The sequence below is a fragment of the Rathayibacter tritici genome, from assembly GCF_002932875.1.
Classification (GTDB): Bacteria; Actinomycetota; Actinomycetes; order Actinomycetales; family Microbacteriaceae; genus Rathayibacter; species Rathayibacter tritici.
On sequence record NZ_PSWS01000016.1, the window covers coordinates 1 to 23,687 of the forward strand.

The window sequence follows — 23,687 nt, forward strand, 5'->3', positions numbered from 1 at the left end:
GCTCCGGTGCAGCGGCCGACGGAGGACGGTGCCGGATCGGCGGTGAACGGATCCGAGGCGGCGGCGGGAGGGGCGTCGGCGCGGTCCGGGGTTGAGTCGTCGGCAGACGTGTCGCCGGACTCGCCGTCCTCGACGGGTGCGGGCGCCGCACTCAGCACGGGCTCTCCCGGCCAGAGACCGACCGGAGCAGCAGGGCCGTGGCGCGGTGCGGACTCGGCTTCCACGGGTCGCTCCGACCCCGACCTCGCCGACGCGCTCGGTGCGTCGGCCGCCGCCGCCTCGGATCCGTTCACCGCCGATCCGGCACCGTCCTCCGTCGGCCGCTGCACCGGAGCAGGGGGCCGAGGCGAGTCGAAGATGCTCTTCAGCCGGCCACCGCTGAGCTGCTGGAGCAGCCACTCGCTACTGCCGACGGGACGATCCGGCTCGGGACGCTCGTTCCTGTGAGGAGTCGACTCCCGGCCCTCGATCTCGCGGTCCTCCGGCTCCGGGTGCTCATCCGAGCCTCCGTCGCGTCCGCCCTTGTCGACCATCAGCTCAGGCCGAGGTCGGCCAGACCGATCGCCGCGAAGTACGGGTAGCCGGCGTCCTGGATGATCTCGCGGGCCCCGGTCGCACGGTCGACAACGACGGCGACTCCGGCGATTTCAGCGCCGACCTTTCTCAGGGCCTCGATCGCCGTCAGCGGGGAACCACCGGTGGTGGACGTGTCCTCGACGACCACGACGCGCTTGCCCTCGAGGTCGGGGCCCTCGACCTGCCGACCGCGGCCGTGGTCCTTGGGCTCTTTGCGCACGACGAACGCGTCGTAGGAGAGCCCCCGAGCGGCGCCCTGGTGCAGGATCGCGGCGGCGATCGGATCGGCTCCCATCGTGAGGCCGCCGACCGCGTCGACGCGCTCGATCGGCGCGATCAGGTCGAGCATGACCTGCCCGATCAGCGGGGCGACGCGGTGGTCGAGGCTCACCCGCCGCAGGTCGACGTAATACGACGCCTGTGCGCCGCTGGTGAGGGTGAAGTCCCCGTGGAAGACGGCATCGGAGCCGATGTACTCGATGAGCTGGTGGCGTGCGTCGGTCACGCGCCTACTCTACGGGGCGCCCCCTCCCCCGCCCGGGAGCGCGCCCGCTGCGGCGTGCTCGCCCGCCTCGTCGGCGCCTCCTCGGAACTGGGTCATGTACAGCTCGTAATAGGCACCCCGCTGCTTCAGGAGCGCCTCGTGCGCGCCCTGCTCGACGATGCAACCCGACTCCATCACCAGGATGGTGTCGGCGTCGCGGATGGTCGAGAGACGGTGTGCGATGACGAACGAGGTGCGGTCGGTGCGCAGCGCGTTCATCGCGTGCTGCACGAACAGTTCGGTGCGGGTGTCCACCGAAGAGGTTGCCTCGTCGAGGATCAGCAGCGACGGATTGGCGAGGAACGCCCGAGCGATCGTGATCAGCTGCCGCTCACCGGCCGAGACGCTGCCGCCGTCGGCGTCCAGCACCGTGTCGTAACCGCCGGGCAGTCGGCGGACGAAGCGGTCGACCATCGTGGCTTTCGCCGCATCGACGATCTCGTCGTCGGTCGCGTCCAGGCGGCCGTAGCGGATGTTCTCGCGGATCGTGCCCTCGAAGAGCCACGCGTCCTGCAGCACCATGCCCACCCGCGAGCGCAGGTCGCCGCGGGCGAGGCTGGTGATGTCGACTCCGTCGACCAGGATCCGCCCGCCGGTGAGCTCGTAGAAGCGCATGACCAGGTTCACCAGCGTCGTCTTACCGGCTCCGGTGGGGCCGACGATGGCGACCGTCTGCCCGGGCTGCGCCGAGAAGGTCAGCTCCTCGATCAGCGGCTGCTCCGGGTCGTACGAGAAGGACACGCTCTCGAACTCGACGTGCCCATCGGTGCGCTGCGGGAGCGACGCGGTGGCCGTCTCCGGATCCTGCTCCTCGGCGTCGAGCAGCTCGAAGGTGCGCTCGGCCGACGCGACGCCCGACTGGAGCATGTTGGCCATGCTCGCGAGCTGCGTCACCGGCTGGGTGAACTCGCGGGAGTACTGGATGAACGCGGTCGCGTCGCCGAGCGTCAGCTGCCCGGAGGCGACGCGCAGGCCGCCGACCACGGCGATCAGCACGTAGGAGAGGTAGGAGACGAACGTCATCGCCGGCATGATCATGCCCGAGACGAACTGGGCGCCGAACGATGCGGTGTAGAGGCTGTCGTTGCGGCGATCGAACTCCTCGAGCATCTCGCGGTCGCGGCCGAAGGCGCGGACGATCTCGAGGCCGGAGAAGGTCTCCTCGATGTGGCCGTTCAGCGCGCCGGTGTTCTTCCACTGCGCGGCGAAGAGCTTCTGCGAGCGGGCGCCGATCACTCCCGCGATCACGCCCGAGAGCGGGATCGAGACCAGCGCGATCAGCGCGAGCTGCCAGGAGACGATGAACATCATTGCCGCAATTCCGATGATGGTCAGCACCGACTGCACCAGCTGCGAGAAGGCCTGCTGAAGCGCCGTCTGAATGTTGTCGACGTCGTTGGTGACGCGCGACATCACGTCACCGCGCTGGCGAGTGTCGAAGAAGCGCAGCGGGAGCCGGTTGAGCTTGGCCTCGATGTCCTGGCGGAGACCGTAGACCACGCGCATCACGAGCCCGTTGAGCAGGTAGCCCTGCGCCCACATCAGCACCGACGCGACCACGTACATCAGGAGCACGACGATGATCAGGCGGCCGAGCACCACGAAGTCGATGCCCTGACCGGGAACAATGTCGGTCTTCGAGAGCATGTCGGCGAAAGTGCCGTTGCCCGAGGCGCGCTGCTGCTCGATGATCTGCTCCAGCGGGACGCCCGCGGGCAGACCCGAGCCGATCACTCCGTTGAAGATCGTGTCCATCGCCTGCCCGAGGATCTTGGGGGCGATGACGGTGAGGACGACCGACAGCGAGACCAGGGCGACCACGAGGATCATCCGCGCGCGCTCGGGCCCGAGCAGCGCGAACAGGCGCTTGGCGGAGGGCCAGAAGTTCTGGGCTTTGCGGGCGGGCGGTCCGTCGCCGAACATCCCGCCGTCGCCCTCGCCGGGGTCGAACTCCGGCTCGAGGGACTCCGTCTCCGCGGCGGTGGACGTGGCGGCGGTCGTCTCGCGTGCGCGCGCCATCTCAGGACACTCCTTCGACGCTCAACTGGGATTCGACGATCTCGCGGTAGGTCGGATTCGTCTCACAGAGCTCGTCGTGCGTGCCGCGGCCGACCACCCGGCCCGCGTCGAGCACGACGATCTGGTCGGCGTGGCGGATCGTCGACACCCGCTGCGCCACGATGATCACGGTCGCGTCGGTAGTGGCCTGGGCCAGCGACTCCCGCAGCCGCGCATCCGTCGCGACGTCGAGCGCCGAGAACGAGTCGTCGAAGAGGTAGACCCGGGGCCTGGCAACGAGCGCGCGCGCGATGCAGAGCCGCTGGCGCTGCCCGCCCGACACGTTCGTCCCGCCCTGCGAGACCGGTTCGTCGAGCCCGTGCTCCTTCCTCCGCACGAAGTCCTCGCCCTGGGCGATGCGCAGCGCCTCCCAGAGCTCGGCGTCGGTCGCGTCGGGCCGGCCGAAGCGCAGGTTCGAGGCGATCGTGCCCGAGAAGAGGTAGGGCCGCTGGGGGACGAGCCCGATCACCTGGGCGAGCTGCGCCCGGTCGAGGGAGGAGACGGGCACGCCGTCGATCGTGACGGTGCCCTCCTGCGGGTCGAACAGTCGCGGCACGAGGCCGAGCAGCGTCGTCTTGCCAGCGCCGGTGGAGCCGACGACGGCGGTGGTGCGGCCCGGCTCCGCGACGACGTCGATCCCCGAGAGCACGGGGCGCTCGGCACCCGGGTAGCCGAAGACGACCCCCGAGAACTCGACGCGGCCGCCCGTCGGCGTCCGGACACCGCCCTCGGGGGTGGTCAGGCTGGTGCGAGCGTCGAGCACCTGCTGGATCCGCTCGGCGCAGACGACCGCACGCGGGATCATCATCACCATGAAGACTCCCATCATCACCGCGGTGAGGATCTGGAGGAGGTACTGCAGGAACGCGGTCAGCGAGCCCACCTGCATCTGACCGGCGTCGACCCGCTGCCCACCGAACCACAGCACGGCGGCGGTGGCGAGGTGCAGGATCATCATGATCGCTGGGAACATCAGCACGAAGATGTTGCCGACCTTGATCGACACCTCAGTGATCGCCGCGTTGGCTCTGCGGTACCGCTCCGACTCGAACGGCTCGCGCACGAAGGCGCGCACCACGCGGATGCCCGTGATCTGCTCGCGGAGCACGCTGTTGATTCCGTCGATCCGGTCCTGCATCAGGCGGAACAGCGGCAGCAGCAGGAACACCAGGACGCCGACGACGACGAACAGCAGCGGAACCGACACCCAGACCAGCCAGGAGAGCCCTGCGTCCTCGCGCAGCGCGAAGACGATGCCGCCGACACACATGATCGGTGCGGACACCATGAAGTTGAGGGTCATCAGCACGAGCATCTGCACCTGCTGCACGTCGTTCGTGCCGCGGGTGATCAGGGTGGCGGTGCCGAAGCCGCCCACTTCGAGCCCGCTCAGCGAGTCGACGCGGCGGTAGACGTCGCGGCGCAGGTCGCGACCGACGGACATCGCGGTGCGGGCGCCGAAGTAGACGGCGGCGATCGCCGCCGCGACCTGCACCAGGCAGACGCCGAGCATGGTCATCCCCGTGGCCCAGATGAAGTCGGTGTCGCCGCGGCCGATGCCCTGGTCGATGATCTCGGCGTTGAGGCTCGGCAGGTAGAGGGCGGCGAGCGTCGCGACGAGCTGCAGCACGACGACGGCGACCACCCAGCGCAGGTAGGGCTTCGCGTACGACGACGCGAGTCGGAGCAGGATCATGGGTCCTCCGGGGCGGGCAGGGGGGGGTGGGGCGGAGGCGGCCGCTCAGGAACGCGGCAAGTCAACCATCGACCACCGACACCCGTTCCGCAATCCGATGAGCGGATACCCGCCTCTCATCCGCCCGAAGCCGACGTGTCGGCGGCGGCTCCTACACTTTCAGGATGCGCATCGCCACCTGGAACGTGAACTCCATCCGGGCCCGCACCGGCCGCGTCGTCGACTGGCTCGTGCGCGAGGACATCGACGTGCTGGCCATGCAGGAGCTCAAGTGCAAGCCCGAACAGTTTCCGCACGAGGCCTTCGCCGACGCCGGCTACCACGTCGAGATGGTTGGCCTCAGCCAGTGGAACGGTGTGGGCATCGCCTCCCGACTGCCGATGGAAGACGTACAGATCGGGTTTCCCGGCATGCCCGGATTCGCCAAGGAGCCGGCGGCTGACGGCAGCTACCCGCTCGAGGCCCGCGCGATCGGCGCGACCGTCGACGGAGTCCGCGTCTGGAGCCTGTACGTCCCGAACGGCCGCGCGGTCGACGACCCGCACTACCACTACAAGCTCGACTGGCTCGCGGCCCTTGCGGCGAGCGCTCGCGAATGGCTGGCCGCTGAGCCCGATCTGCCCCTCGCGCTGGTCGGCGACTGGAACGTCGCTCCGCTCGACAGCGATGTCGGCGACCCGAGCCTGGGCCCCGGATCCACGCACGTCTCGGTCCCCGAGCGCGCGGCCTTCTCCGCCTTCGGGGCCGCGGGCCTGCGCGACGTCGTTCGCCCGCTCGTCCCCGAGGGCTACACCTACTGGGACTACAAGCAGCTGCGCTTCCCGCGCAACGAGGGTCTGCGGATCGACTTCGTGCTCGGCTCCCCCGCGTTCGGCGAGCTGGTCACCGGAGCATCGATCCACCGCGACGAGCGCAAGGGCGACGCCCCGAGCGACCATGTGCCGGTGGTGGTCGACCTCGACCTCGAGACGACCCTGGACGACGACCGTCCGATGATCTTCTGAGCATGGCCTCGTCGAAGAAGAAGCGCGCGCGGCCTCAGGGCGCCACGGCCGCTCCGGCCCGCCCCGCTCCCGCCCGGCCCGCTCCCGCCCGGCCCGCCGCCGCCCGGGACGAGTTCCGCACGGACGCGTACCGCTCCGTCCGCGAGATCATCGCCGCCGGGAAGCCGCACCGGCGCCGCTGGGACCTGGTGCTCTCCGTCCTCGGCTGCCTCGCGCTCGGCCTACTCTGCATCGTGCTGGGCTATCTCGCCGCGGTCCTCTCCGTCTTCCCCGCTCAGTGCGAGGGCCAGAACTTCGCCTGCGACTTCGACCGGATCGACTGGGGCGTCTCGATCGCGCTCCTCGCTCCACCCGCCCTGACGCTGATCGCCGTCGGCGTCACGGTCATCCGACACCTCGTCGGCCGTCGCTCGTTCTGGATCCCGATCGTCGGATTCGCACTCTGCGTCGGCGCCGCGTTCCTCGCCTCCTGGCTCGTCACCAGCTCGATTCCCGGCTCGGCGCTGGCGTAGCGCCGAGCCGGGCGGCCCTCAGCCGCAGCCGGGCTCGTCGCTGACGGTCACCGTCGTCGGATTGATCATCGGAGTGACGCGCACGGCCTGGTTCCCGAAACCTGTGCTCTCACCGGCGCTGAACTGCACGTCGAACGTCTTGGACTCCCCCGGCGCAAGCTGCACGGCGACCTTGGAGACGGGACGGCCGAGGTCCTCGAACGTCTGCGGGTCGTAACCGGTGCCGTCGCCCCAGGACGCTTCGGCGATACTCGTGCCGGGAGGACCGTAGACGTAGATGTTGGTCACGAAGTCGCCGAGCGGATACGGGCCCCGACCACCCGCCGCGGCGACGTAGGCCGGCAGGCCCTGAGCCACGGACTTCGTGATCGTGTTCGTGACGGTGACGGACGTCGAGAAGACCGCGCCGGACGCGGCACAACGATCGACGCTCGACTGCGCGACTGCCGTCTTGAGGTAGTAGTCCATCTTCGATCCGCGGGACGCGTCCTGGAAGAACACGCCCGTCGTCGTGCTCTCGGCGGTCGAGCCCGGCAGCACGCCCGCGATCGGGGTGGGCGAGAGGAGCGCCTGCTCGTCGGCGTCCGAGCTGAAGGCCAGGATCCTACTCTCGCCGACCGCCTTCACGATCGCCGGCAGCATCGTCGTCGGCTCCATCTCTCCACCGAGGATCTTGCCCAGAATCGTGGCGCTCGCCTCGGAGAAGAACTCATCCGTCCGCTCGCCGACGACGGAGGCGGGGTAGCGGAAGTAGACCTCGTTGAGCAGCGTCGAGACGGTGTTGTCACTGGTGAGGACCGTGCCGTCGGTGAGAGTGACCGGGCCGGTCGAGGCGAGGAGGTAGGAGAGGGCGACGGGGTCGATGGCGAGCGCGCCGTCGATCTTCTGCTCGGGGAACTTCTGGGCCCAGAACTGCGAGGCGATCGACGCCGCGGTGGGGAAGTCGGGCCGGCTCGTCGAGACGTTGAAGGTCGTCGCGAGGTTGGGGCCGATGGTGTCGAGCGCGCTCTCCTCGACGGTGACCGGTTCCAGGCCCCTGAAGTCCGAGCTGGACTGCTGGCGGCCGATCGAGATCGCACCACCGTCGACGTCGAGCTGCATCACCGAGGAGGCGCCGCCGCCGAGCGCCTGGGACTCTGCGAGGTTCTGGAACAGCACGAGGTAGTGCCGCGGGCCGGAGGCGCCGAGCGAATCCGGCAGGATCGCGGTCAGCGGCTCGACCTGGTCCATCGCCGCGGTCGCCGTGGCCAGCTGCGGGCTGAAGGAGTCGAGGGCGGAGGAGACCTGCGGGACGAGCTGCTCACGGTCGACCCCCGAGACCCGGGCCTGCGCCTGATCGACGACTCCCTTGGCGACCGTGATCTTCTGCGAGAGCTCGGTGATCGCGGCGAGGTCGACCTTGCCGCCGACCGGCTTGAGGATGTCGAGCGAGGTCGTCGAGAGCGGAGTGACGATCTTGCCGGAGATGTCGTCGGCGATCTCTGTCGCGGCACGGACGGCGGACAGGTTCGGGCCGAGGTACGGGACGACCTCCATCACCCGCCACACCGGGTCGTCGGTCTCGTCCCGCGCCTCACCGGTGAGCGTCGCGATCTGCGCGGCCGTCGCCTCCGCTCCCGAGGTGTCGAACGCCGTGAGCTTGCCGGTGACCTGCGAGACCAGCGGGATCGCCTCGGTGAGCTTGTCGCGGACCGTCATCGCCTTGTCGTAGGTGCGCACCCCGAGGAGCACAACGACGACAGCGCCGATCAGCAGGACGAGGAGGACGATCAGCGTGATCCAGAGGCCGCGACGGCGGCGCGGCCTGCCGGAGGCGCGGCGAGAGGCGGAGGTGGTGCTCATTGCAGAGAGCCTAAGCGACGGCCCCCCGGGCGCGACGGGCTCCGCGCCACCGCAGCCGACCCAGGACGAGGGACACGGAGGAGAGGGAGCTCCGGGAGCGCGACTGCGTCGACCAGGCCCACGTCGCCCTCCGCGAGATGCGATCTATGACGCCTCCGGCCGGGGCAGTATCTAGTGGCCGTTGCAACGCGTTGTGTTTACTCTGCTGCTTCTTGTTCGAGCAGGGCGGCGAAGGCGACGATGGGGACCTTCATTTCGAGGGTGGGCCGGGTCGGTGGTTCAAGGCCGAGGCGACGTGTACGAGTTCTTGTAGTGCCCAGTGAGCGAGGTCGGAGCCTTTCTCGACCCAGTGCAGGAAGAGGCGGTTGGTGTTCTCATTCGTGCCGCGCTGCCAGGGGGAGTGCGGGTCGCAGAAGAACACGGGCGTGTCGAGCTCTTTCGTGATGCGACGGTCGTCGGCGAGTCTGGTGCCGCGGTACCACGTGATCGACCCGCGGAGCTGTTCGGGGGGTCTTTCATCGCGGTGATCATCGCCGTAGCGACTGTGTCCGCGGTGTGATCTCCGAGCAGATGCAGCAGGATCGTGTAACGGGTGGTCCGTTCCACGAGGGTTCCGATCGCGGACCGCGAGCCGACGCCGATCATCACATCGCCCTGCCAGTGCCCAGGGACCGCGCGGTCCTCAATCTCCGCGGGACGGTCGGAGATTATGAACGCCGTCCGGTAAGGCGAAACGGGCCTGGTCGAGCTGCTGCTCTTGCGGGCGGTGCGGTGCGTGGAGAGCTGTTTCGCGAGGTCAGCGCGCAAAACCCCGCGGGTCTTGACGTAGAGCGACCGGTAATCGGAGCTTGTCAAGTTGTGTGTGTAAGTGGGCGGAGTCTCGGGTTTAGCGGTAATGGTTGAGGTGCTCGGGATAGACGAGGCAGAGCTGTTCGAGGGCTGTCATCAAGTTCGTCGCGCCTTGCCCTGAGGCACCGACCAAATGCAGGAGCAGGTCGGTCATGTAGCCGCTACGGGAGACGTGAGGGATGACCAAAGATCAGGAAGCGAACCGCTGCATACGCTGCTTTCCATTAGGGTCACGTAAGCCTCAAACAGCGAGGTCGAGGGGCAGATCAGCGATGTCTTTGAGTCGCTTTCCCTCGATCATCATGTGCAACGATTCGGTAGCGTCTCCGTGACCTTCGTGCTCTACAGCTTCAACTAGCTCCGGGAGAGCGAAGTGGTAGACGCAGTCGATGTCGCCTGTACCAAGCGCCACAGATGCGATCCGCGAGGGAAGCGGTTCAGCCGTGACGACGGCGATATGGGGGAGTCGACCCTTCCTGTTGCGGATCAAGTTGAGAGCCTCTGAGCGCGAGTTTTGCGCTCGATCGCTTCGGATCGTCCACTTGCAGGACACGACCGCGTGCAAGATGCGGCGGGTCTGATTCGATGACCGCATAGCCGTGTGGAGAGCAACGGTCTCGTCGACGAGGACTTCCTGAGCGTTGATTACCCTGTCGTCGACTGGCGCGCGCGACACGACGATGTCAGGGGCGATGGTGTACCCGTTCCCGAGCACCGCTTGCAGCTGAGGATTGGCTCGCACGGCAGCGTTGAGCTCGACGAGATGCGCGTACTGCTCAAAGACAGAGGCCTGTGCGGCCGCTCCGCGCCCGCCGACCTTCCTGATTTCCCAGTCTCCGGGACGAAGGGCTTGCAGCGCAGGGAAGGTTGCGTTGAGGAAAGCCGCGGTGGCCGACTCGAACTCGTTCCCGGAAGTTTGTCCCGCTCGTCGCTCGGCAATTGTCTCTACACGGAGACTCTCGGCCATCCGTTTGGCGTATTTGACGCTCGTGGTGTTATTCCTGTCGGCGTTACTGGGCACGCCATTGTCACTAAGGGTCAAAATCGATCCCATCAGCAGACCCGCGTGGAACTGGCGACGAGCCTCAGCAAACGCAGCCGTACTGCGATTGAGCTCCACTACGCGACGGCGTGGAGTCGGCGCTTTGTCAACGCTGCGCTGATTTGATTTCCGACTGCCGCGGCAACAGGCGGCGGGAAGGCGTTTCCAACCTGCCGGTATGCAGCCGTCTTTCGGCCAAACAACTTCCACTCATCGGGGAAGCCCTGAAGACGTGCAGCCATGCGAACGGTCAGCCTCGGCATCCCCTCGAAGCCGGACTCAGGGGCTTCGTCGGCGAGGGACTTACCGTTCACACCCAGCATCGCCCAAGCCGCTCTTGCGCGAGTAGGGCCGAGGTCCGGTCCGCCGTGTTTCTTAGACCCACCAACCAGCGTGGGTGCAATGGTGGAAGCGTTCCTCGCCCACTCGCCAGCACCCTCCCAGCCGTTGGCTGCCATCAGGTCGTGCAGCAGTTCGCCCACGGTCAGAGGAGTGGCTTCTTGGGGCGTCGGCCAATGAAAGTCATCGGCGTATTCGTTCCGGACTCCGGTGAAGATGACGCGGGGCCGCAGTTGCGAAACCCCGTAGTCAGAGGCGTTTATAAGGCGCCATCCTCCCGTGTAGCCCATCTTCTTGAGCTGACCTTCGACATCGAGGCGGTACATGTCGAAGACGGCGTCGAGCAGTCCTCGGACGTTCTCGAACATGACGGCCTTGGGGCGAATTTCATCGACCAGCTCGATAGCCTTCGGGAACAAGTTGCGCTCGTCCTCCGCGCCGAGCTGCTTGCCTGCCTTGGAGAACGGCGGGCAGGGTACGCCGCCCGCGAGCAGGTCGACACCCTTGTAATCGGCGCCTGACCAGGTGAGGAGGTCCTTTTCCATGACGTTCCACTCGGGGCGGTTGAGCTTGAGGGTCTGGCAAGCCGCGTGCTCGAGCTCAACGAGAGCTTCGTGGGCGAAGCCTGCCTGCTCCAAGCCGAGGGCCTGGCCTCCCGCACCGGTGCAAATTTCGATAGAGGTTAGGTCCGCGTTCACGGTGCTCCTTCAGATCTACTACGGACACGACACTACTCGAGACCACCCACATCGTGCCGTGGTCGTGCCATCACCATCATGGTCGGTGGCGGCGGCGCGACCAACATGGCATGTCAGCTGCAGGTAGGGAGCGCCGCCGCTCCTCTTGACCAGGGTTCCCCTACCTATCACGGTGGCTTCGATACGGCTGACCATCTCATGCTAGACGTAGCCACCGACAGTGGGCACCCCTAGCACCGTCGTGCGAGCGAGCACTCCAGCGCGTGTGAACCGGACGGGCAGCGGGTGGCGACCTCTGGGCTCGTCCTCTGTGATGCGCACTCATACGGCTCACCTCGCGTCGGCCTCACACGCGCAAGCGGTTTTGACAATCTCAGTCGTCCCGTATCCGGTGGGACACGAGACTCGCTGGTGGCTTGTATCTGGGGCCTACGCGGACTCGGCGTTAACTGATTTCAGCCAGTGCCGACCGATCGTATTGCGAGGGGTCGAAGCGAGTTAGTCGACGCGCATCTTCAGGAATTTGCGCTCAAGCTCTTCGCTCTCTGCAGCAACGCCTCCTGACTGCGGCGGCTGCGTACATCATCCTTACGCAAGCTTCTGCCCTCATCCAGGACTACCTGGAATTGCTCAGTTGCTAGTTGAACAGCCGTCACGATCGCCGACTCAATCTTCTCGGCGAAAGCTTGAACCGAAACCACGTAGGTCAGCTTCTTGGGCATCTTCAACCGCTTGCTCGCATCATCAAGGTTCGCACTTTCGAAGATTGGAACGATTTCCGGGTTAATCAGCGCCGACACCATCATGGCGATGTGGTATCTTGCAGCCTTCAGAGTGCTTGACTCAGGCGTTCGAGCGAAAAAGCGATCTACGCGGTAGAGGATCCACGCTGCGTAATAGAAGGCTTCGACGGGGTAGTCGCCCCACACGAACGAGCCTTCAGCTTCGAGCTCCTTGGGCGAGCCAATGGCGCGCGACGAATCCCCGAACAATGCTGCGGCGACGGCCCGGTTGAGTTCGGAAGTGGTCACAACCCTCGTCCGTGGGAAGTCGAGAGCGGACCCCTGATTCTGCCGCAATAGCGGAGGCCATCGATGCCCGACTGCCCGAAATACTCTTCGACATTTTTAGCCACTTGCGAACTCGCTTGGATATCAGCAGCGCCGATAGGCGTTTGCAGGTTAGTGGCGATGGCTACGCTAGTGCGCACTCCCGGGTCGCTCGAGCTAACGATCTTGACTGGAATCCAAAGCTCTTCCATTAGCTTCGGATCCGATTTCACCGCATCGCTCGCCGCCCAACGAACCAACTGATGACTTGTCTGACCTCCGTTGACGATCTGGTACCCAGAAATGAAGAACCGGTCTCCGGAACCACGAAGTGCGGTAGCAATGATGGTCAGGCCATTGTTCAGGAAGGGGAAATGCTCTCGGTCGGAGCTTTGAAGTGTGCCGATTATTCGAGTATTGACGGGGTTGTGGTTGCCGAGGTCGAGACGGACGTTATCATCAAAGATGCCAGGGCGCATGTTGCCGATGTCGTCCGTCAGCAACTTCAATGCCTCAGCACCAGAGATTAGACCAATGTAAGCCTCGCTTACTCGGTCCGTGGCCGGTATGGTCTGTCGCTTCTCGAAAGTAAATCGAATATTTTGAGGTCCGTGGCGCTCTTTAAGTTTGGCGGCCAGAGCATCATGACCGTGCGTCCGAAGTTGCAGGTTCTCGGAGTAGATACCGAGTTCTTGAATGCGGCTGATAGCTTGTGAAACTTGCAGCTCCTTGCGCGCGCTCTCGCCGTCGTTCGAGCTGGTCGTCACGTAGAACAATTCGCATGGAATTCGCGTGTCTTGGAACTTGTCGCCGCTCTCCGCGATCCGGTCGATGAGGTTGGCGAGGTCGACCAACGGCGCTGGAAGCGGAAGGCTTTTCGGCTTGATTGCATACTTGGTTACAGTCTCGATGCCGTGGAGGAACTTCGCGATCAGCTTTGAGTCATAGGACTCGCTAGTTTTCGCCTGAATAAAGATGATCCTGACAGAGTTTGACGTTTGATCGGCAATCAGGTAATCAATCTCCGAGGGCTCAAAAACGAGCTGCCCATTGACCACGACGGCCGCGATATCGATGCCCTCGTCGCTAGCTCCTCCGAGAACGGATCGCTCGATCTGCCGGACATCGTCACGCACATACGGGAAAAGGTAGTTGGCTGCAACATAGCGCTCGAACTGATCGGACTCGTCGCCGTCAAATCCGAAGTCTCTCGCGAACTTAGCTACTCGTTTTCCAGTCAACGTGTGCATTGGTCATCCCCTTGAGCGCGGCGCCACCGCTAGGCACCGGTGCGATACGCACCTTACCGTCCACTGTGTGGCTGAGCGAACTGCACGCTAGAACCTGAGGCCTATTCAGAGCACACGATCCAGCGCTTGGAAATCTACGCTTTCCTCCATCCTTGGGGAACAGATCCGTCAATAATCGCCTGATCAGCTTCGGGCTCGAGTCAGCATCCATCGCTTCCGTCACGAACCACGCCAACTCCGGCGTCGATGCGTGCTTCGGGATCTTCGAGCGCCGCCCCAGCTGGTGCGCGTGATGACGAGCCAAAGCCGCTCGTAACACGCCGACCGTCCGCGACGCCCGACGAACCTCACGCCGAACAATCGAACGGTCCCGACCGATCGCAGCACCGATTCGAGCGAACGACCACCCGTCCTGACGTCGAACCTCGATCATCAACCGCTCACGCAACGACAGATACCGCCCCTCGCCGACCTGTTCAGCCAGCGCAGGATCCGCAATCCCCGACCCCGCGTTCCCGTGATTAGGTCGCAGACCACCAGGCTGCCGCTACCACTCCGGACCCGACCGAGACGACGCGCCCACCGCGCACGCGGCCGCATGCTCCCCGACCCCCTCGAGCACGAGAGCCACAGACACCTCCCTCGCCTCCCCACCAAACCGACGACCCCGAGCAGGAACCCATGACGTAAACACTCCGAACTATCGAAGCGTCGCAACGACTATATGATTCCGCCCGGCGCGTCAGCCTCCTAAGTGGCACTCGCGGAGGGGGACGGGGGCGGCAGTGGCCGTTGCAGCGACCGCGCAGCACGCCTACGGTGTCGGGCATGCCGCATCTCGAGGTCCCCGGCGCGAGCCTGCACTGGAAGGCGGACGGCCACGCCTCCGCGCCCGCCCTGCTGCTCGTGCACGCGGGCATCGCCGACCTGCGGATGTGGGATCCGCTCGTCCCGAACCTCGCGCGCGAGCGCCTGGTGATTCGCTACGACGTCCGCGGGGCCGGCGGCACGAGCACGGCGGACGTCGAGTTCGACCCGCGACGAGACGCCCTGGATCTGCTCGATCACCTGGGAGTCGAGCGTGCGGTGGTCATCGGCTGCTCGCGAGGCGGCACCCTGGCCCTGGATCTGACGCTCGAGCACCCGGAGCGGGTGAGCGGCCTGGTGGCGATCGCTCCCGGCCTGGCCGGCTTCGACTACCCCGCGCTGACCACGGAGGAGGAGCGCCGCTTCGCGCAGGTCGAGGCGCTGGAACTCGCCGGGGAGCAGGAGGCGGCGACGATCCGCGAGGCGGAGCTGTGGGCCGTGGGCCCCGACCGCTCGGCTGGCGACGTCGATCCGGAGTTCCTCGCACAGGTGCGGGAACTCGCTCTCGCAGGCGTCGGCCACGAATCGGAGGCGCCGCGCCCGATCGAGCTGCCCCGGCCCGCACGCGAGCGGCTCGGGGAGATCGCCGTACCGACCCTCGTCGTGGTGGGCGCGCACGACCTGTCCGAGTCGCTGCCCGTCTGCGAGTACCTCGCCGCCGCGGTGAGCGGGGCGGAGCTACGTGTGCTCGAGGACGCCGCGCACCTGCCCAGCCTTGAGCGCCCCGAGGAGTTCCTCGCGGTGCTGCGCCCGTGGCTGGAGCGCCACGCCCTCTGATCAGCCCACGGCGGCCAGGTCGAACGCCCAGTCGACATAGAGCGCCGGCGGGTCGCCCTGCTCGACGAGATCGACCCGGTCGAATCCGGCCTCGACGCAGGTCGCGCTGGCATCGAGGTCGCCCTGCGCTACGAAGGCGTGCACGAAGCGCGGCACGGGGTGCTCCGCGGCCTCCTCGAGCAGCAGCCGCACAGAGTTCACGGTGACGCCGCGGGCGTGCGGAACGATGTTCCAGGCCGCCTCGTAAGCGAGTACGCCGCGCGAGGAGCCGTACCAATAGCCGATGGAGCCGACGGAGACACCGTTCAGCTCGACCACGTAGAAGAACGCATCTCCGTCCGCCCAACCGCGCAGGTAGCGGTCGTGACGCACGAGGATCTCGCTCTCGCTCTCGAGTTCACCGTTCGCCTGCGCGAGGGTGTCGCGGAGGATCGCGGCGTCCGCCTGCGACCAGGGGAGCAGACGGAGGTTCTCGGGGTGGTGGTCGATGCTGGCTGTTCTCTGGTCGCTTCCGGGTTCGGGTCCCGTCACGCGCTCCGATCCTCTCTCTCGGGGTGGCTCGTCGATCGAGCGCGCCACCAGGGTGTTCGGCGCGCCGGTTCGATCGGATGTCCCCGCACTCGGGATGCGGACACTGTGTCGCCCCATCCTCGACCCGATGACGGGCCAAAAACGGAGTGCGGAGTAATCTAGCCCCGAATGGGGGGCTTTGGCCTGTATGGAACCTGGGTGAATCCTGGCCGCAGGGTCCCCGAGGCGCAGCGCAGACGTGCGCACCAGACAGCGAGTTCGCCGCATCGCTCCACCACAACGCAAGAAAAGCGCGCCGCTGCGCCCATACGCTCGAAGTCGGAGCGCATTCCGCTCCGAACACCCCGTATCACCAGCGTGAGGAGGATCACCATGTCGCATGTCGTGCACAGCACCGTCGTCGGAGAACCCGAGGTCGTCGAAGACCGCGTGGAGAACTCCGCCGCCTGGCTGGACCTCGTCGCCGCTGCCACAGCGCTGCATCCGCTGCAGGCGCAGGACGGCTCGCTCGCCGAGCCGGAGCGCCTTGCAGACGCCCGGGCCCTCGTCGAGCGGATCGTCGCCGGAATCCGCACCCTCGCCCCCACCTTCCCGCACGACGCGGCCTACCTCGATGCGCTCGTCGTGGACCTCGAGCGCTGGAGCGCCGACGGGCTGGGGGTGCCCGACTTCCTCGACTCCCTCACCGCTTTCCAGCCGCAACTCGACCGCGTGGACGGCCGCCGCCACCTCGTGGTCTTCCCGATGTACACGCAGAACGGCAGCCGCGATCGCCACGTCGAGGCCGTCCTGGTCGAGGTCGTCTGGCCGCGGTTCGTCGCCGAGCTGGAGGCGGGCGACTACTCCAACGCTCTCTTCGTGCCGGTGCGCTTCCTCGATTTCACCGCCGGCTACGACACCGACAGCGCGGTGCTGTTCCCCGAGACGGTCGCGATGCGCTCCGTCCCGTCCTTCACCTGGGGTGCGATTTTCGCCGACCGCGAGGCGGCCCGATTCCGCCGCGTCGTCACGGAGGCCGCGCAGATCACGCGGCTCGAACTGCCGGAGGACGCGCAGCGCCTCCTCGCCGACCAGCGCCTGGCCGAGGAGTCCTTCGTGATGTGGGACCTCATCCACGACCGCACCCACATGCGCGGAGACCTGCCGTTCGATCCGTTCATGATCAAGCAGCGGATGCCGTTCTTCCTCTACTCCCTGGAAGAGCTGCGCTGCGACCTCACCGCGTTCCGCGAGGCCGTCGCCATCGGGCGCCGCCTCGGCGCGCTGGAGCGCCGCGACGACGAGCAGGAGGCGCTCGCCGAGCGCTCGCGCTTCGTCCAGTACGCGATCCTGTTCGACCGGCTCTTCCGCTTCCCGCTCACCGGATCCCGGGTGCGCAACTACGACGGCCTCGGCGGCCAGCTGCTCTTCGCCTGGCTGCACCAGCGCGGCGTGCTGCACTGGACCGACACCCGGCTGGCGTTGGAGTGGGACGGCGTCGCGGACGTGGTCGTCGCCCTCTCGGACGCGATCGACGAGCTCTACTGGCGCTCAATCGACCGACCGAAGACGGCGCACTGGCTGGCCGCTCACCAGCTGATCGCAGCGACGCTCACGCCGCACCCCGCCTCCGCCTGGGCACGCGGGCTCCCGGATGAGGTGCTCCTCGGGGCCCCGCGAGGCCTCACCGACGCCGTGCTGGACGACGAGTTCCCACTGTCGATGTTCTACGAAGCCCTCGGGAAGAAGATGGGCGACGTCATCGCCTCGACCCGCGGCATCACCGGCCGGGACTGAGGCGGCGCGCGGGAGGCGGCGGGCTCGCTCCGCCTCCTCCCGCGGCTCCGCCTGCTGACCGTCGTCCGTTAGCGTGGGGCGCATGCCCTCAGGTGACGCAGCCGCGGACCCGCTCGACGCGGGCTGGGTCCGGCGAGCGCCGAGCCGCGCGGGGTACGCGCGCGACGCGGTCACCGCGGGGATCCTGCTGATGGCGACGCTCACCTCCATCGCGCTGTACACCTCCGCGGGCTTCCCCGATGCGACGCACCCGATCGTCAGCGCCCTCTGGGCAGGCTCGATCACGCTCCCGCTCGCGCTGCGTCGGCGCTTCCCCGCGAGCGTCGCGGTCGGCCTCTCGGTCGTCTACGCGCTCGGGATCGTGCTGCAGGTGCCGGAGTCGCTGTTCGGGCAGATCTGCCTGTTCTTCGCCCTGTACTCCGTCGGCGCGTGGGGCCGGAACCGGCGGGCGGCCCTCGTCGTCCGAGTGGTGATCGCCGTCGGGATGCTGGGCTGGCTGCTCACCACGCTCGCCACGGGCGAGTACTTCGGCAGCTCGGTGCCGGTCGACGACTCCCCCGGCCTGCTCTCGCCCTACGCGGCGGAGTCGGCTCTCGCGGTGGTCTCCAACCTGCTCTACTTCGGCAGCTCCTACGTCTTCGGCGAGGCGTCCTGGCAGTCGGTCCGGCGGCTCGAGGCGCTCAAGGCGCGCACTGCCGAGCTCGACGATGAGCGCGTGCGGTCCTCCCAGCGGGCGCTGTCGTCGGAGCGGCTGCGGATCGCGCGCGAGCTGCACGACGTGGTCGCGCATCACGTGAGTGTGATGGGGGTGCAGGCCGGAGCGGCGCGGCGGGTCCTAGCGCGCGATCCCGAGCGGGCCGCCGCCTCGCTCAGCGCGATCGAGAGCGACGCGCGCTCGGCGATCGAGGAGCTGCACCGCATCCTGGTCGCCCTGCGCGCCGAGGACGCGGTCCCGAATCCGCTCACCGACGCCGCCTCGACCCGCGGAGTCGCCCAGCTCGAGGAGCTGGTCGCCGCCTCGAACGGCTCAGGACTGCCCACCGCGTTCCGCACGCTCGGCACGCCCCGCGAGATCCCGGCGACGGTGGGGCTGAGCCTCTACCGCATCGCGCAGGAGTCGCTCACGAACGTCCGCAAGCACGCGGGACGCGGCGCGCACGCCGAGGTGCGCCTGCGCTACGCCCCCGACGCCGTCGAACTCGAGATCGCCGATGACGGCGGCTCCGGCCCGCACCCCAGCGCCCCCGCCTCCTGCGGCCTGGGCCACACCGGCATGAGTGAGCGAGCGGCGGCAGTCGGCGGCTGGATCGAGATGGGGCCGAGGGAGGGTGGCTATCTCGTGCACACTCGGGTTCCGCTGTCCCCCGTCCGGGCGAGCATCCTGGACGCGGACGTTCCGGTGGGGGGCGACCCGGTAGCGTCGTCGGAGGCGTCGTGGGGGCGCCAGGAGCGAGCGAGCGGGGACCGCCCATGACCGAGCACGTGCGCGTGCTGCTCGTCGACGACCAGGAACTCGTCCGTGCTGGCTTTCGCATCGTCCTCGAGTCCGAGCCGGGGATCGAGGTCGTCGGCGAGGCGCGCACCGGATTCGAGGCCCTGCAGCGGGCCTCGGAGCTGTGCCCCGACGTGATCTGCATGGACGTGCAGATGCCCGGGCTCGACGGCTTGGCAGCCACCCGGGAGATCGTCACCGACCCCCGCCTGTGCTCGCGGGTGCTCATCCTGACCACCTTCGACCGCGACGACTACCTTTTTGACGCCCTCTCGGCCGGCGCGAGCGGGTTCCTGCTCAAGAACGCGTCGCCGGAGGAATTGGTCGAGGCCGTGCAGGTGGTGGCCCGCGGTGATGCGATGCTCACTCCGGACATCACGCGGCGCGTGATCGAGCGGTTTGCGGCCGGGCCGGAGCGTCCACCCGCGGCCGTCGAGCACCCCGGAGTCGCGGAGCTGACGGACCGCGAGCGCGAGGTTCTGGTACATCTGGCGCGGGGCTGGTCGAACGCGGAAATCGCGGCCGAGCTGTTCGTGGGCGAGGCGACCGTGAAGACACATGTGTCGAAGATCCTGATGAAGCTCGGCGTGCGCGACCGGATCCAGGCGGTGGTGTTCGCCTACGAGCACGGGATCGCGGTGCCCGGGCAGTCGTGAGCGCCGGGTGTCCACCGGTGTGGACAGCGGATGGACGAACCTGCGGACATCGACGAATGCGGAGATCGGCTGGACGGTTCCGCGGCGCAGCCCGCCGGATACGTCGGGGGCCGACCCGCGTGGTCAGCGCCGCGAGGGCGGGGCCGCCGGGCGGGGCGGGCTGCGACGGACGAACTCCATCCGGATGTCCGGCACGATTGTGCGGTCAAGCACGACCGTCATGTAGCGGCCGTCGACGCGGGCGCCGATCGCGACCACATCCGGATCCGTGTCCACGCGATAGCCGCGCAGCGCCTCCCCGTCCACGATCACCGGGACGCCGCGCACGATGTCCTCGTCGCGAAGAGCGGCGGCGACCACCGGCATCCCGCCGCGACGGCTGCGCACACGGCCCGGGAAAGTGTTGCGGAGCACGTCGCCCATGTGCGCCGCGAGACGCGACTCCAGGGGCCGGCTGCGCTCGGCGGGGATCGGCACGGAGGTGCGCACCGCCTCCCAGAGCACCGGATACCGCATCCGCGTCACCTGGTCGACCATCCAGGGCGGCAGGTGGTCGTTCTCGGCACGCTCGATCGCGCGGTCTTGCTCGGGGGTCAGCGGGACGTGGTTCACCGGGTCGGCGCGATTGCGCGGGTTCTTGAAGAACGAGTACGAGAGGGAGATCTCGATGAAGCGGCCGAGCGCCATCGTCTGCGCCGCGGCGAACTCCTCTAACCGCGGCTGCGGCGCGAACGCGAGGACGGGATCGCCGAAGCGAGCCGCGATCTCGTCCACCCCGGGAGGGGCAGGCATGTCGCGTACAGCTCCCGTCGTGTCCATGCGCATACGTCAAGAGTGGCCTGCCTCCCAGCCGATACCAACTTCTTGACGACAATCGGCTTTTCGGTCGTCGTCCGTCGACCTACCCGAAACGCCTGCGGCGGCGGGGTGGGCGCAGCGAGGGTGCCTCAGGGACTCCTCCGAGCGGCGGGCTGCGAAGATGGAGGGATGAGCGCTCTGCACGATCCCGATGTCCGCGGCTTCGCCTCCGACAACTACTCCGGTGTGCACGACGAGGTCCTCGCCGCGATCGCAACGGCCAACGGGGCGCACCAGATCGCGTACGGCGAGGACGCGTACACCGAGCGGCTGCAGGACGCGTTCCGCCGCGAGTTCGGCGAGCAGGCGCAGGCCTTCCCCGTCTTCAACGGCACCGGCGCCAACGTCACCGGCCTGCAGTCGATGCTCCCCCGGTGGGGCGCCGTCGTTTCGGCCGCCACCGCACACATCACCTCCGACGAGGGCGGAGCGCCCGAGAAGGTTGGCGGGATCAAGATCCTCACGGTGCCCACTCCCGACGGCAAGCTCACCCCCGGCCTGGTCGACCGGGAGGCGTGGGGGTTCGGCGATGAGCACCGCGCCCAGCCGCTCGTGGTCTCGATCACGCAGTCCTCCGAGCTCGGCACCGTCTACACACCGGAGGAGGTGCGCGCGCTGGCCGACCACGCGCACGGCCTCGGCATGCGGCTCCACATGGACGGCGCGCGGATCGCGAACGCCGCGGCCTCGCTCGGCCTGCCGCTGCGCTCCTTCACCTCGGATGCGGGCGTCGATGTGCTCTCGTTCGGCGGCACCAAGAACGGCATCCTGCTCGGTGAGGCGATCGTCGTGCTCGACCCGGCGGCCTCGACCGGACTCACGTTCCTCCGCAAGACCAACATGCAGCTCTCCTCCAAGATGCGCTTCATCTCGGCGCAGCTGCTCGCGCTGCTCGGCGACGGCGGCAAGGAGGAGCCCCTGTGGCTGCGCTCGGCCCGGCACGCGAACGCTATGGCGGCGCGGCTGCGCTCGGGGCTCGAGGCGGCGATCGCCGACGGTCGGATCGGCGGGCTCGAGTTCACGCAGCAGACCCAGGCGAACGCGGTCTTCGCGACGCTGCCGCCCGGAGTCGCCGACCGGCTCCGCGCCGCCTACCGCTTCTACGACTGGAACCCGGCGACCGGCGAGGTCCGCTGGGTGTGCTCCTTCGACACGACGGCGGACGACATCGACGCGTTCACCGCGGCCATCGAGCGCGAGCTGGCCGCGTGACGGCGCGCTCCCCGCGTGCGGCGGCGATCGGCGTCGCGCTGGCGCTCCTCGTCGGGCTCAGCGGCTGCACCACGGCCGAGCGCTCCGACGCGCCGACCCCGTCGCCGTCGCCGTCCGCCACAGCCTCGGCGACTCCGTCGGCCACTCCGACGGCCTCGCCCACCGCCTCGACCCGGCTGGGCTGCGACTCCCTCCTGCCCGCGTCGCGCGCGGCCACGGCTCTCGGGGTCGCCCGCAGCGGCCTCGAGGGCAGCCGCGAGGTGACGACGCGCTCCTCGGGCGAGCTGATCCGCGAGGCGGCGGAGGAGAACGGCGGACTGCTCCGCTGCTCCTGGTACGACGAGGACGCGTCGATCACGGCGGCCGCGGTCGAGGATGCGGCGGAGGCGTTCGCCGGCCGCCCGGGTCCGCGGCTCGCGACCGACGTCGAGGCCTACGGATCCTGCACCGACGGCAGCTGCGACCTCGACCTGCTCGCCGGCACCACCTGGGTGACCCTGCAGCTGCGAGGAGCTGCGGCGGGAATCGACCTCGCGGCGCTCGCGACCGGCACGGCCGCGGCGGCCCTGGGCACCCTCGACGAGCCGGTGACCGCTCCTTCGCCCGTCTGCACCGAGGTTCTCACCGGCGAGCAGCTGACCGGAGCCGCCGGGCTCGCGCAGCCGACAGCGGCGGCCGGGACCGGGACGGCGACGACCGCATCCGCTGCGGCGGCGGCCCGGGCCGGGTACGTCTCCTGTAGCTGGAGCGATGCGGCCAGCGCGGCCTACTCGGGCGTGACCGTCGATGCGCTGCCGAACGGGGATGACGGCTGGCGCAACCTCTCGTTGACCTCCGGCCTGGCGATCCCGCTCGAGCCGCTCGACGGTTTCGGCGAGAAGGCCCTCACCGGTTGCGCGGCGGGCGTCTGCGAGATCGACGCGCTGGCCGAGGACGTCTGGTGGCGCATCACCGTTACCGGCGACGCCACGAAGGCCGAGTCCGTCGCCCGCTCCGTCCTCGCAAACTCCTAGCCCTCCCCCGTTCCTCCCTCTCGCGAGATGCCACTTGTGCGCGCCTTCACCGGCGTGTCGCGCTCATAAGTGGCATCTCGCGGGGGGCGGGGTAGCGCCAGTACTCGTACCAGGAGGATTCGCGGCAGCGGAGGGACGCGTAGAGGCGGCGAGCGCCGGCGTTGGAGGCGAGCACCTGGAGCCAGAAGCGCTCGATACCGCGGCGCGACGCCTCCTCGAGGAGCGCGCGGATGACGGCGGAGGCGAGGCCGCGGCGGCGCGCGTCGGGGCGGGTCGCCAGGCTGAAGAGGCCGCCCCAGAGCTCGCCGTTCTGCGCAGTGACCACGGCGAGACGGCCGGTCGCGGCGGGGCCGTCTCCGTCAACGGCGAGGGCAGAGGAGGAGGGGCAACCCAGGAGGATGCGCTCGGCGACCGCGCGCGCGTCCGCTCCGCCGCGTCCGTCGACCGACCACCAGAGGGCGAGCCAGTCCTCGTCGGGAGCCGCGGCGAGGCGGACGGGCGTCGGCAGCGCGGGCAGCGCGGCGAGCGCCTCCTGGACCGATCCGGTCAGCACGAGTGTGCGGTCGATCGGCGCGGCGCCCCGCTCGGCGAGTAGCTCGGTCAATCCCTCGGGGCTCGGCGGGCCGACTTGTACGAGGGGCGCGATGCCGTGCTGGTGGGCGAACGCCTCCGCCTCGTCGAGAGCGGCCGCCTGATCGGTGACGTCCCCGGAGGCGAGCAGCGAGTTGGCACGCTTGGTCACGCCCGCGGAGGCGCGCAGCTCCCACGCGCCGAGCGGGCGGCGCACGAGCGCGGGCCAGGCGTCGGCGGCGAGTCGGTCGAGCAGCAGCGGATCCATCGGGTCACGGTAGCGGGAGGTCCTTCGCGTCGTAGCTCACATCCCGCGGTTCTGGTGAACAGCATCCAGCTCCGGAGGGTACTCCTGCCGAGCCGACCCTCTTCTGACGCCCTGCCGCGCCGCTCCGGCTCGCGGAAACGACTCCGGCTCGCAGGAACCGCTCGATCGGACGAGCCGAGCGGGATCCTGCGAGCCGGAGGTAGCCGGA

20 protein-coding genes and 1 pseudogene are annotated in these 23,687 nt (G+C 68.3%); 8 read left to right on the forward strand and 13 right to left on the reverse strand.

Annotated elements, in window-relative coordinates; genetic code table 11:
* The 4 genes and pseudogenes from C5D07_RS02600 to C5D07_RS02615 all read right to left on the reverse strand — a co-directional run.
* A pseudogene (locus tag C5D07_RS02600) lies at positions 1-533 on the reverse strand (hypothetical protein); the annotation flags it as partial.
* Positions 533-1,081: an orotate phosphoribosyltransferase gene (gene pyrE / locus C5D07_RS02605; protein WP_104258610.1), complete on the reverse strand. Its 549-nt coding sequence runs from the start codon at positions 1,079-1,081 to the stop codon at positions 533-535. The pseudogene C5D07_RS02600 and the gene pyrE, both read right to left, overlap by 1 nt.
* 9 nt (positions 1,082-1,090) lie before the next feature.
* A complete protein-coding gene (locus C5D07_RS02610) occupies positions 1,091-3,139 on the reverse strand; it encodes an ABC transporter ATP-binding protein (protein ID WP_068250491.1) in 2,049 nt (682 codons plus the stop codon).
* A 1-nt stretch (position 3,140) separates the two neighbouring features.
* Positions 3,141-4,874: an ABC transporter ATP-binding protein gene (locus C5D07_RS02615; protein ID WP_068250488.1), complete on the reverse strand. Its 1,734-nt coding sequence runs from the start codon at positions 4,872-4,874 to the stop codon at positions 3,141-3,143.
* A gap of 164 nt (positions 4,875-5,038) precedes the next feature.
* Between C5D07_RS02615 and C5D07_RS02620 the strand changes: the two genes are divergently transcribed.
* Positions 5,039-5,878, forward strand: coding sequence for an exodeoxyribonuclease III (locus C5D07_RS02620; protein WP_068250485.1), 840 nt, complete (start codon positions 5,039-5,041; stop codon positions 5,876-5,878).
* Positions 5,879-5,880: 2 nt separating this feature from the next.
* Positions 5,881-6,390 carry a DUF6264 family protein gene (locus C5D07_RS02625; RefSeq protein ID WP_068250481.1) on the forward strand — a complete coding sequence of 170 codons (510 nt, stop codon included), beginning with the start codon at positions 5,881-5,883 and terminating at the stop codon, positions 6,388-6,390.
* Between the two features lie 18 nt (positions 6,391-6,408).
* Here C5D07_RS02625 and C5D07_RS02630 read toward each other — a convergent pair whose 3' ends face one another.
* The 6 genes from C5D07_RS02630 to C5D07_RS16365 form a co-directional block, all read right to left on the reverse strand.
* Positions 6,409-8,232 carry a DUF4012 domain-containing protein gene (locus C5D07_RS02630; protein WP_104258611.1) on the reverse strand — a complete coding sequence of 608 codons (1,824 nt, stop codon included), beginning with the start codon at positions 8,230-8,232 and terminating at the stop codon, positions 6,409-6,411.
* A 1,090-nt stretch (positions 8,233-9,322) separates the two neighbouring features.
* Positions 9,323-10,201 (reverse strand): NgoMIV family type II restriction endonuclease, encoded by an 879-nt coding sequence (locus tag C5D07_RS02635; RefSeq protein WP_084415722.1) that lies wholly within the window; start codon positions 10,199-10,201, stop codon positions 9,323-9,325.
* Positions 10,201-11,160, reverse strand: a complete 960-nt coding sequence (locus tag C5D07_RS02640) for a DNA cytosine methyltransferase (RefSeq protein ID WP_068250475.1) — start codon at positions 11,158-11,160, stop codon at positions 10,201-10,203. Before C5D07_RS02640 ends, C5D07_RS02635 begins: the two co-directional genes overlap by 1 nt.
* 515 nt (positions 11,161-11,675) lie before the next feature.
* Positions 11,676-12,191, reverse strand: coding sequence for a hypothetical protein (locus tag C5D07_RS02645; protein ID WP_068250472.1), 516 nt, complete (start codon positions 12,189-12,191; stop codon positions 11,676-11,678).
* On the reverse strand, positions 12,188-13,459 hold the full coding sequence (locus tag C5D07_RS02650) for an AIPR family protein (RefSeq protein WP_068250469.1): 1,272 nt from the start codon (positions 13,457-13,459) through the stop codon (positions 12,188-12,190). The genes C5D07_RS02645 and C5D07_RS02650 overlap by 4 nt, the downstream gene beginning before the upstream one ends.
* On the reverse strand, positions 13,428-13,991 hold the full coding sequence (locus tag C5D07_RS16365; protein WP_373408361.1) for a helix-turn-helix domain-containing protein: 564 nt from the start codon (positions 13,989-13,991) through the stop codon (positions 13,428-13,430). Before C5D07_RS16365 ends, C5D07_RS02650 begins: the two co-directional genes overlap by 32 nt.
* A gap of 296 nt (positions 13,992-14,287) precedes the next feature.
* Here C5D07_RS16365 and C5D07_RS02660 point away from each other — a divergent pair, with 296 nt between their 5' ends.
* The gene (locus C5D07_RS02660) at positions 14,288-15,103 is read left to right on the forward strand and encodes an alpha/beta fold hydrolase (protein WP_068250467.1); all 816 of its coding nucleotides are present in this window, start codon (positions 14,288-14,290) and stop codon (positions 15,101-15,103) included.
* Here C5D07_RS02660 and C5D07_RS02665 read toward each other — a convergent pair whose 3' ends face one another.
* A complete protein-coding gene (locus C5D07_RS02665) occupies positions 15,104-15,634 on the reverse strand; it encodes a GNAT family N-acetyltransferase (protein WP_068250458.1) in 531 nt (176 codons plus the stop codon). It abuts the gene before it with no gap.
* A gap of 372 nt (positions 15,635-16,006) precedes the next feature.
* On the opposite strand from C5D07_RS02665, the gene C5D07_RS02670 reads away from it, so the two are divergent.
* From C5D07_RS02670 to C5D07_RS02680, 3 genes are all read left to right on the forward strand, one after another.
* Positions 16,007-17,410: a DUF6421 family protein gene (locus C5D07_RS02670; RefSeq protein ID WP_104258612.1), complete on the forward strand. Its 1,404-nt coding sequence runs from the start codon at positions 16,007-16,009 to the stop codon at positions 17,408-17,410.
* Positions 17,411-17,492: 82 nt separating this feature from the next.
* Positions 17,493-18,884, forward strand: a complete 1,392-nt coding sequence (locus C5D07_RS02675) for a sensor histidine kinase (protein ID WP_068250452.1) — start codon at positions 17,493-17,495, stop codon at positions 18,882-18,884.
* Positions 18,881-19,558, forward strand: coding sequence for a response regulator (locus C5D07_RS02680; protein ID WP_068250449.1), 678 nt, complete (start codon positions 18,881-18,883; stop codon positions 19,556-19,558). The genes C5D07_RS02675 and C5D07_RS02680 overlap by 4 nt, the downstream gene beginning before the upstream one ends.
* A 123-nt stretch (positions 19,559-19,681) precedes the next feature.
* On the opposite strand, the gene C5D07_RS02685 is transcribed toward C5D07_RS02680, so the two are convergent.
* Entirely contained in the window at positions 19,682-20,350 is a 669-nt protein-coding gene (locus tag C5D07_RS02685; RefSeq protein WP_146076735.1) for a hypothetical protein, read from the reverse strand.
* A 195-nt stretch (positions 20,351-20,545) separates the two neighbouring features.
* Here C5D07_RS02685 and C5D07_RS02690 point away from each other — a divergent pair, with 195 nt between their 5' ends.
* Together C5D07_RS02690 and C5D07_RS02695 are read left to right on the forward strand one after the other, a co-directional pair.
* Positions 20,546-21,628, forward strand: coding sequence for a threonine aldolase family protein (locus C5D07_RS02690; protein ID WP_068250443.1), 1,083 nt, complete (start codon positions 20,546-20,548; stop codon positions 21,626-21,628).
* Positions 21,625-22,641 carry a hypothetical protein gene (locus tag C5D07_RS02695; protein WP_068250441.1) on the forward strand — a complete coding sequence of 339 codons (1,017 nt, stop codon included), beginning with the start codon at positions 21,625-21,627 and terminating at the stop codon, positions 22,639-22,641. Before C5D07_RS02690 ends, C5D07_RS02695 begins: the two co-directional genes overlap by 4 nt.
* 46 nt (positions 22,642-22,687) lie before the next feature.
* On the opposite strand, the gene C5D07_RS02700 is transcribed toward C5D07_RS02695, so the two are convergent.
* Positions 22,688-23,479: a GNAT family N-acetyltransferase gene (locus C5D07_RS02700; protein WP_104258613.1), complete on the reverse strand. Its 792-nt coding sequence runs from the start codon at positions 23,477-23,479 to the stop codon at positions 22,688-22,690.
* Positions 23,480-23,687: the final 208 nt, after the last annotated feature.

Excerpts from the sequence above, each read along its gene's own strand:
- C5D07_RS02610 (WP_068250491.1), bottom strand. The coding sequence starts at position 3,139 with ATGGCGCGCGCACGCGAGACGACCGCCGCCACGTCCACCGCCGCGGAG.
- C5D07_RS02615 (WP_068250488.1), bottom strand. The coding sequence starts at position 4,874 with ATGATCCTGCTCCGACTCGCGTCGTCGTACGCGAAGCCCTACCTGCGC.
- C5D07_RS02620 (WP_068250485.1), top strand. The coding sequence starts at position 5,039 with ATGCGCATCGCCACCTGGAACGTGAACTCCATCCGGGCCCGCACCGGC.
- C5D07_RS02625 (WP_068250481.1), top strand. The coding sequence starts at position 5,881 with ATGGCCTCGTCGAAGAAGAAGCGCGCGCGGCCTCAGGGCGCCACGGCC.
- C5D07_RS02630 (WP_104258611.1), bottom strand. The coding sequence starts at position 8,232 with ATGAGCACCACCTCCGCCTCTCGCCGCGCCTCCGGCAGGCCGCGCCGC.
- C5D07_RS02650 (WP_068250469.1), bottom strand. The coding sequence starts at position 13,459 with ATGCACACGTTGACTGGAAAACGAGTAGCTAAGTTCGCGAGAGACTTC.
- C5D07_RS02660 (WP_068250467.1), top strand. The coding sequence starts at position 14,288 with ATGCCGCATCTCGAGGTCCCCGGCGCGAGCCTGCACTGGAAGGCGGAC.
- C5D07_RS02670 (WP_104258612.1), top strand. The coding sequence starts at position 16,007 with ATGTCGCATGTCGTGCACAGCACCGTCGTCGGAGAACCCGAGGTCGTC.
- C5D07_RS02675 (WP_068250452.1), top strand. The coding sequence starts at position 17,493 with ATGCCCTCAGGTGACGCAGCCGCGGACCCGCTCGACGCGGGCTGGGTC.
- C5D07_RS02680 (WP_068250449.1), top strand. The coding sequence starts at position 18,881 with ATGACCGAGCACGTGCGCGTGCTGCTCGTCGACGACCAGGAACTCGTC.
- C5D07_RS02685 (WP_146076735.1), bottom strand. The coding sequence starts at position 20,350 with ATGCCTGCCCCTCCCGGGGTGGACGAGATCGCGGCTCGCTTCGGCGAT.
- C5D07_RS02690 (WP_068250443.1), top strand. The coding sequence starts at position 20,546 with ATGAGCGCTCTGCACGATCCCGATGTCCGCGGCTTCGCCTCCGACAAC.
- C5D07_RS02700 (WP_104258613.1), bottom strand. The coding sequence starts at position 23,479 with ATGGATCCGCTGCTGCTCGACCGACTCGCCGCCGACGCCTGGCCCGCG.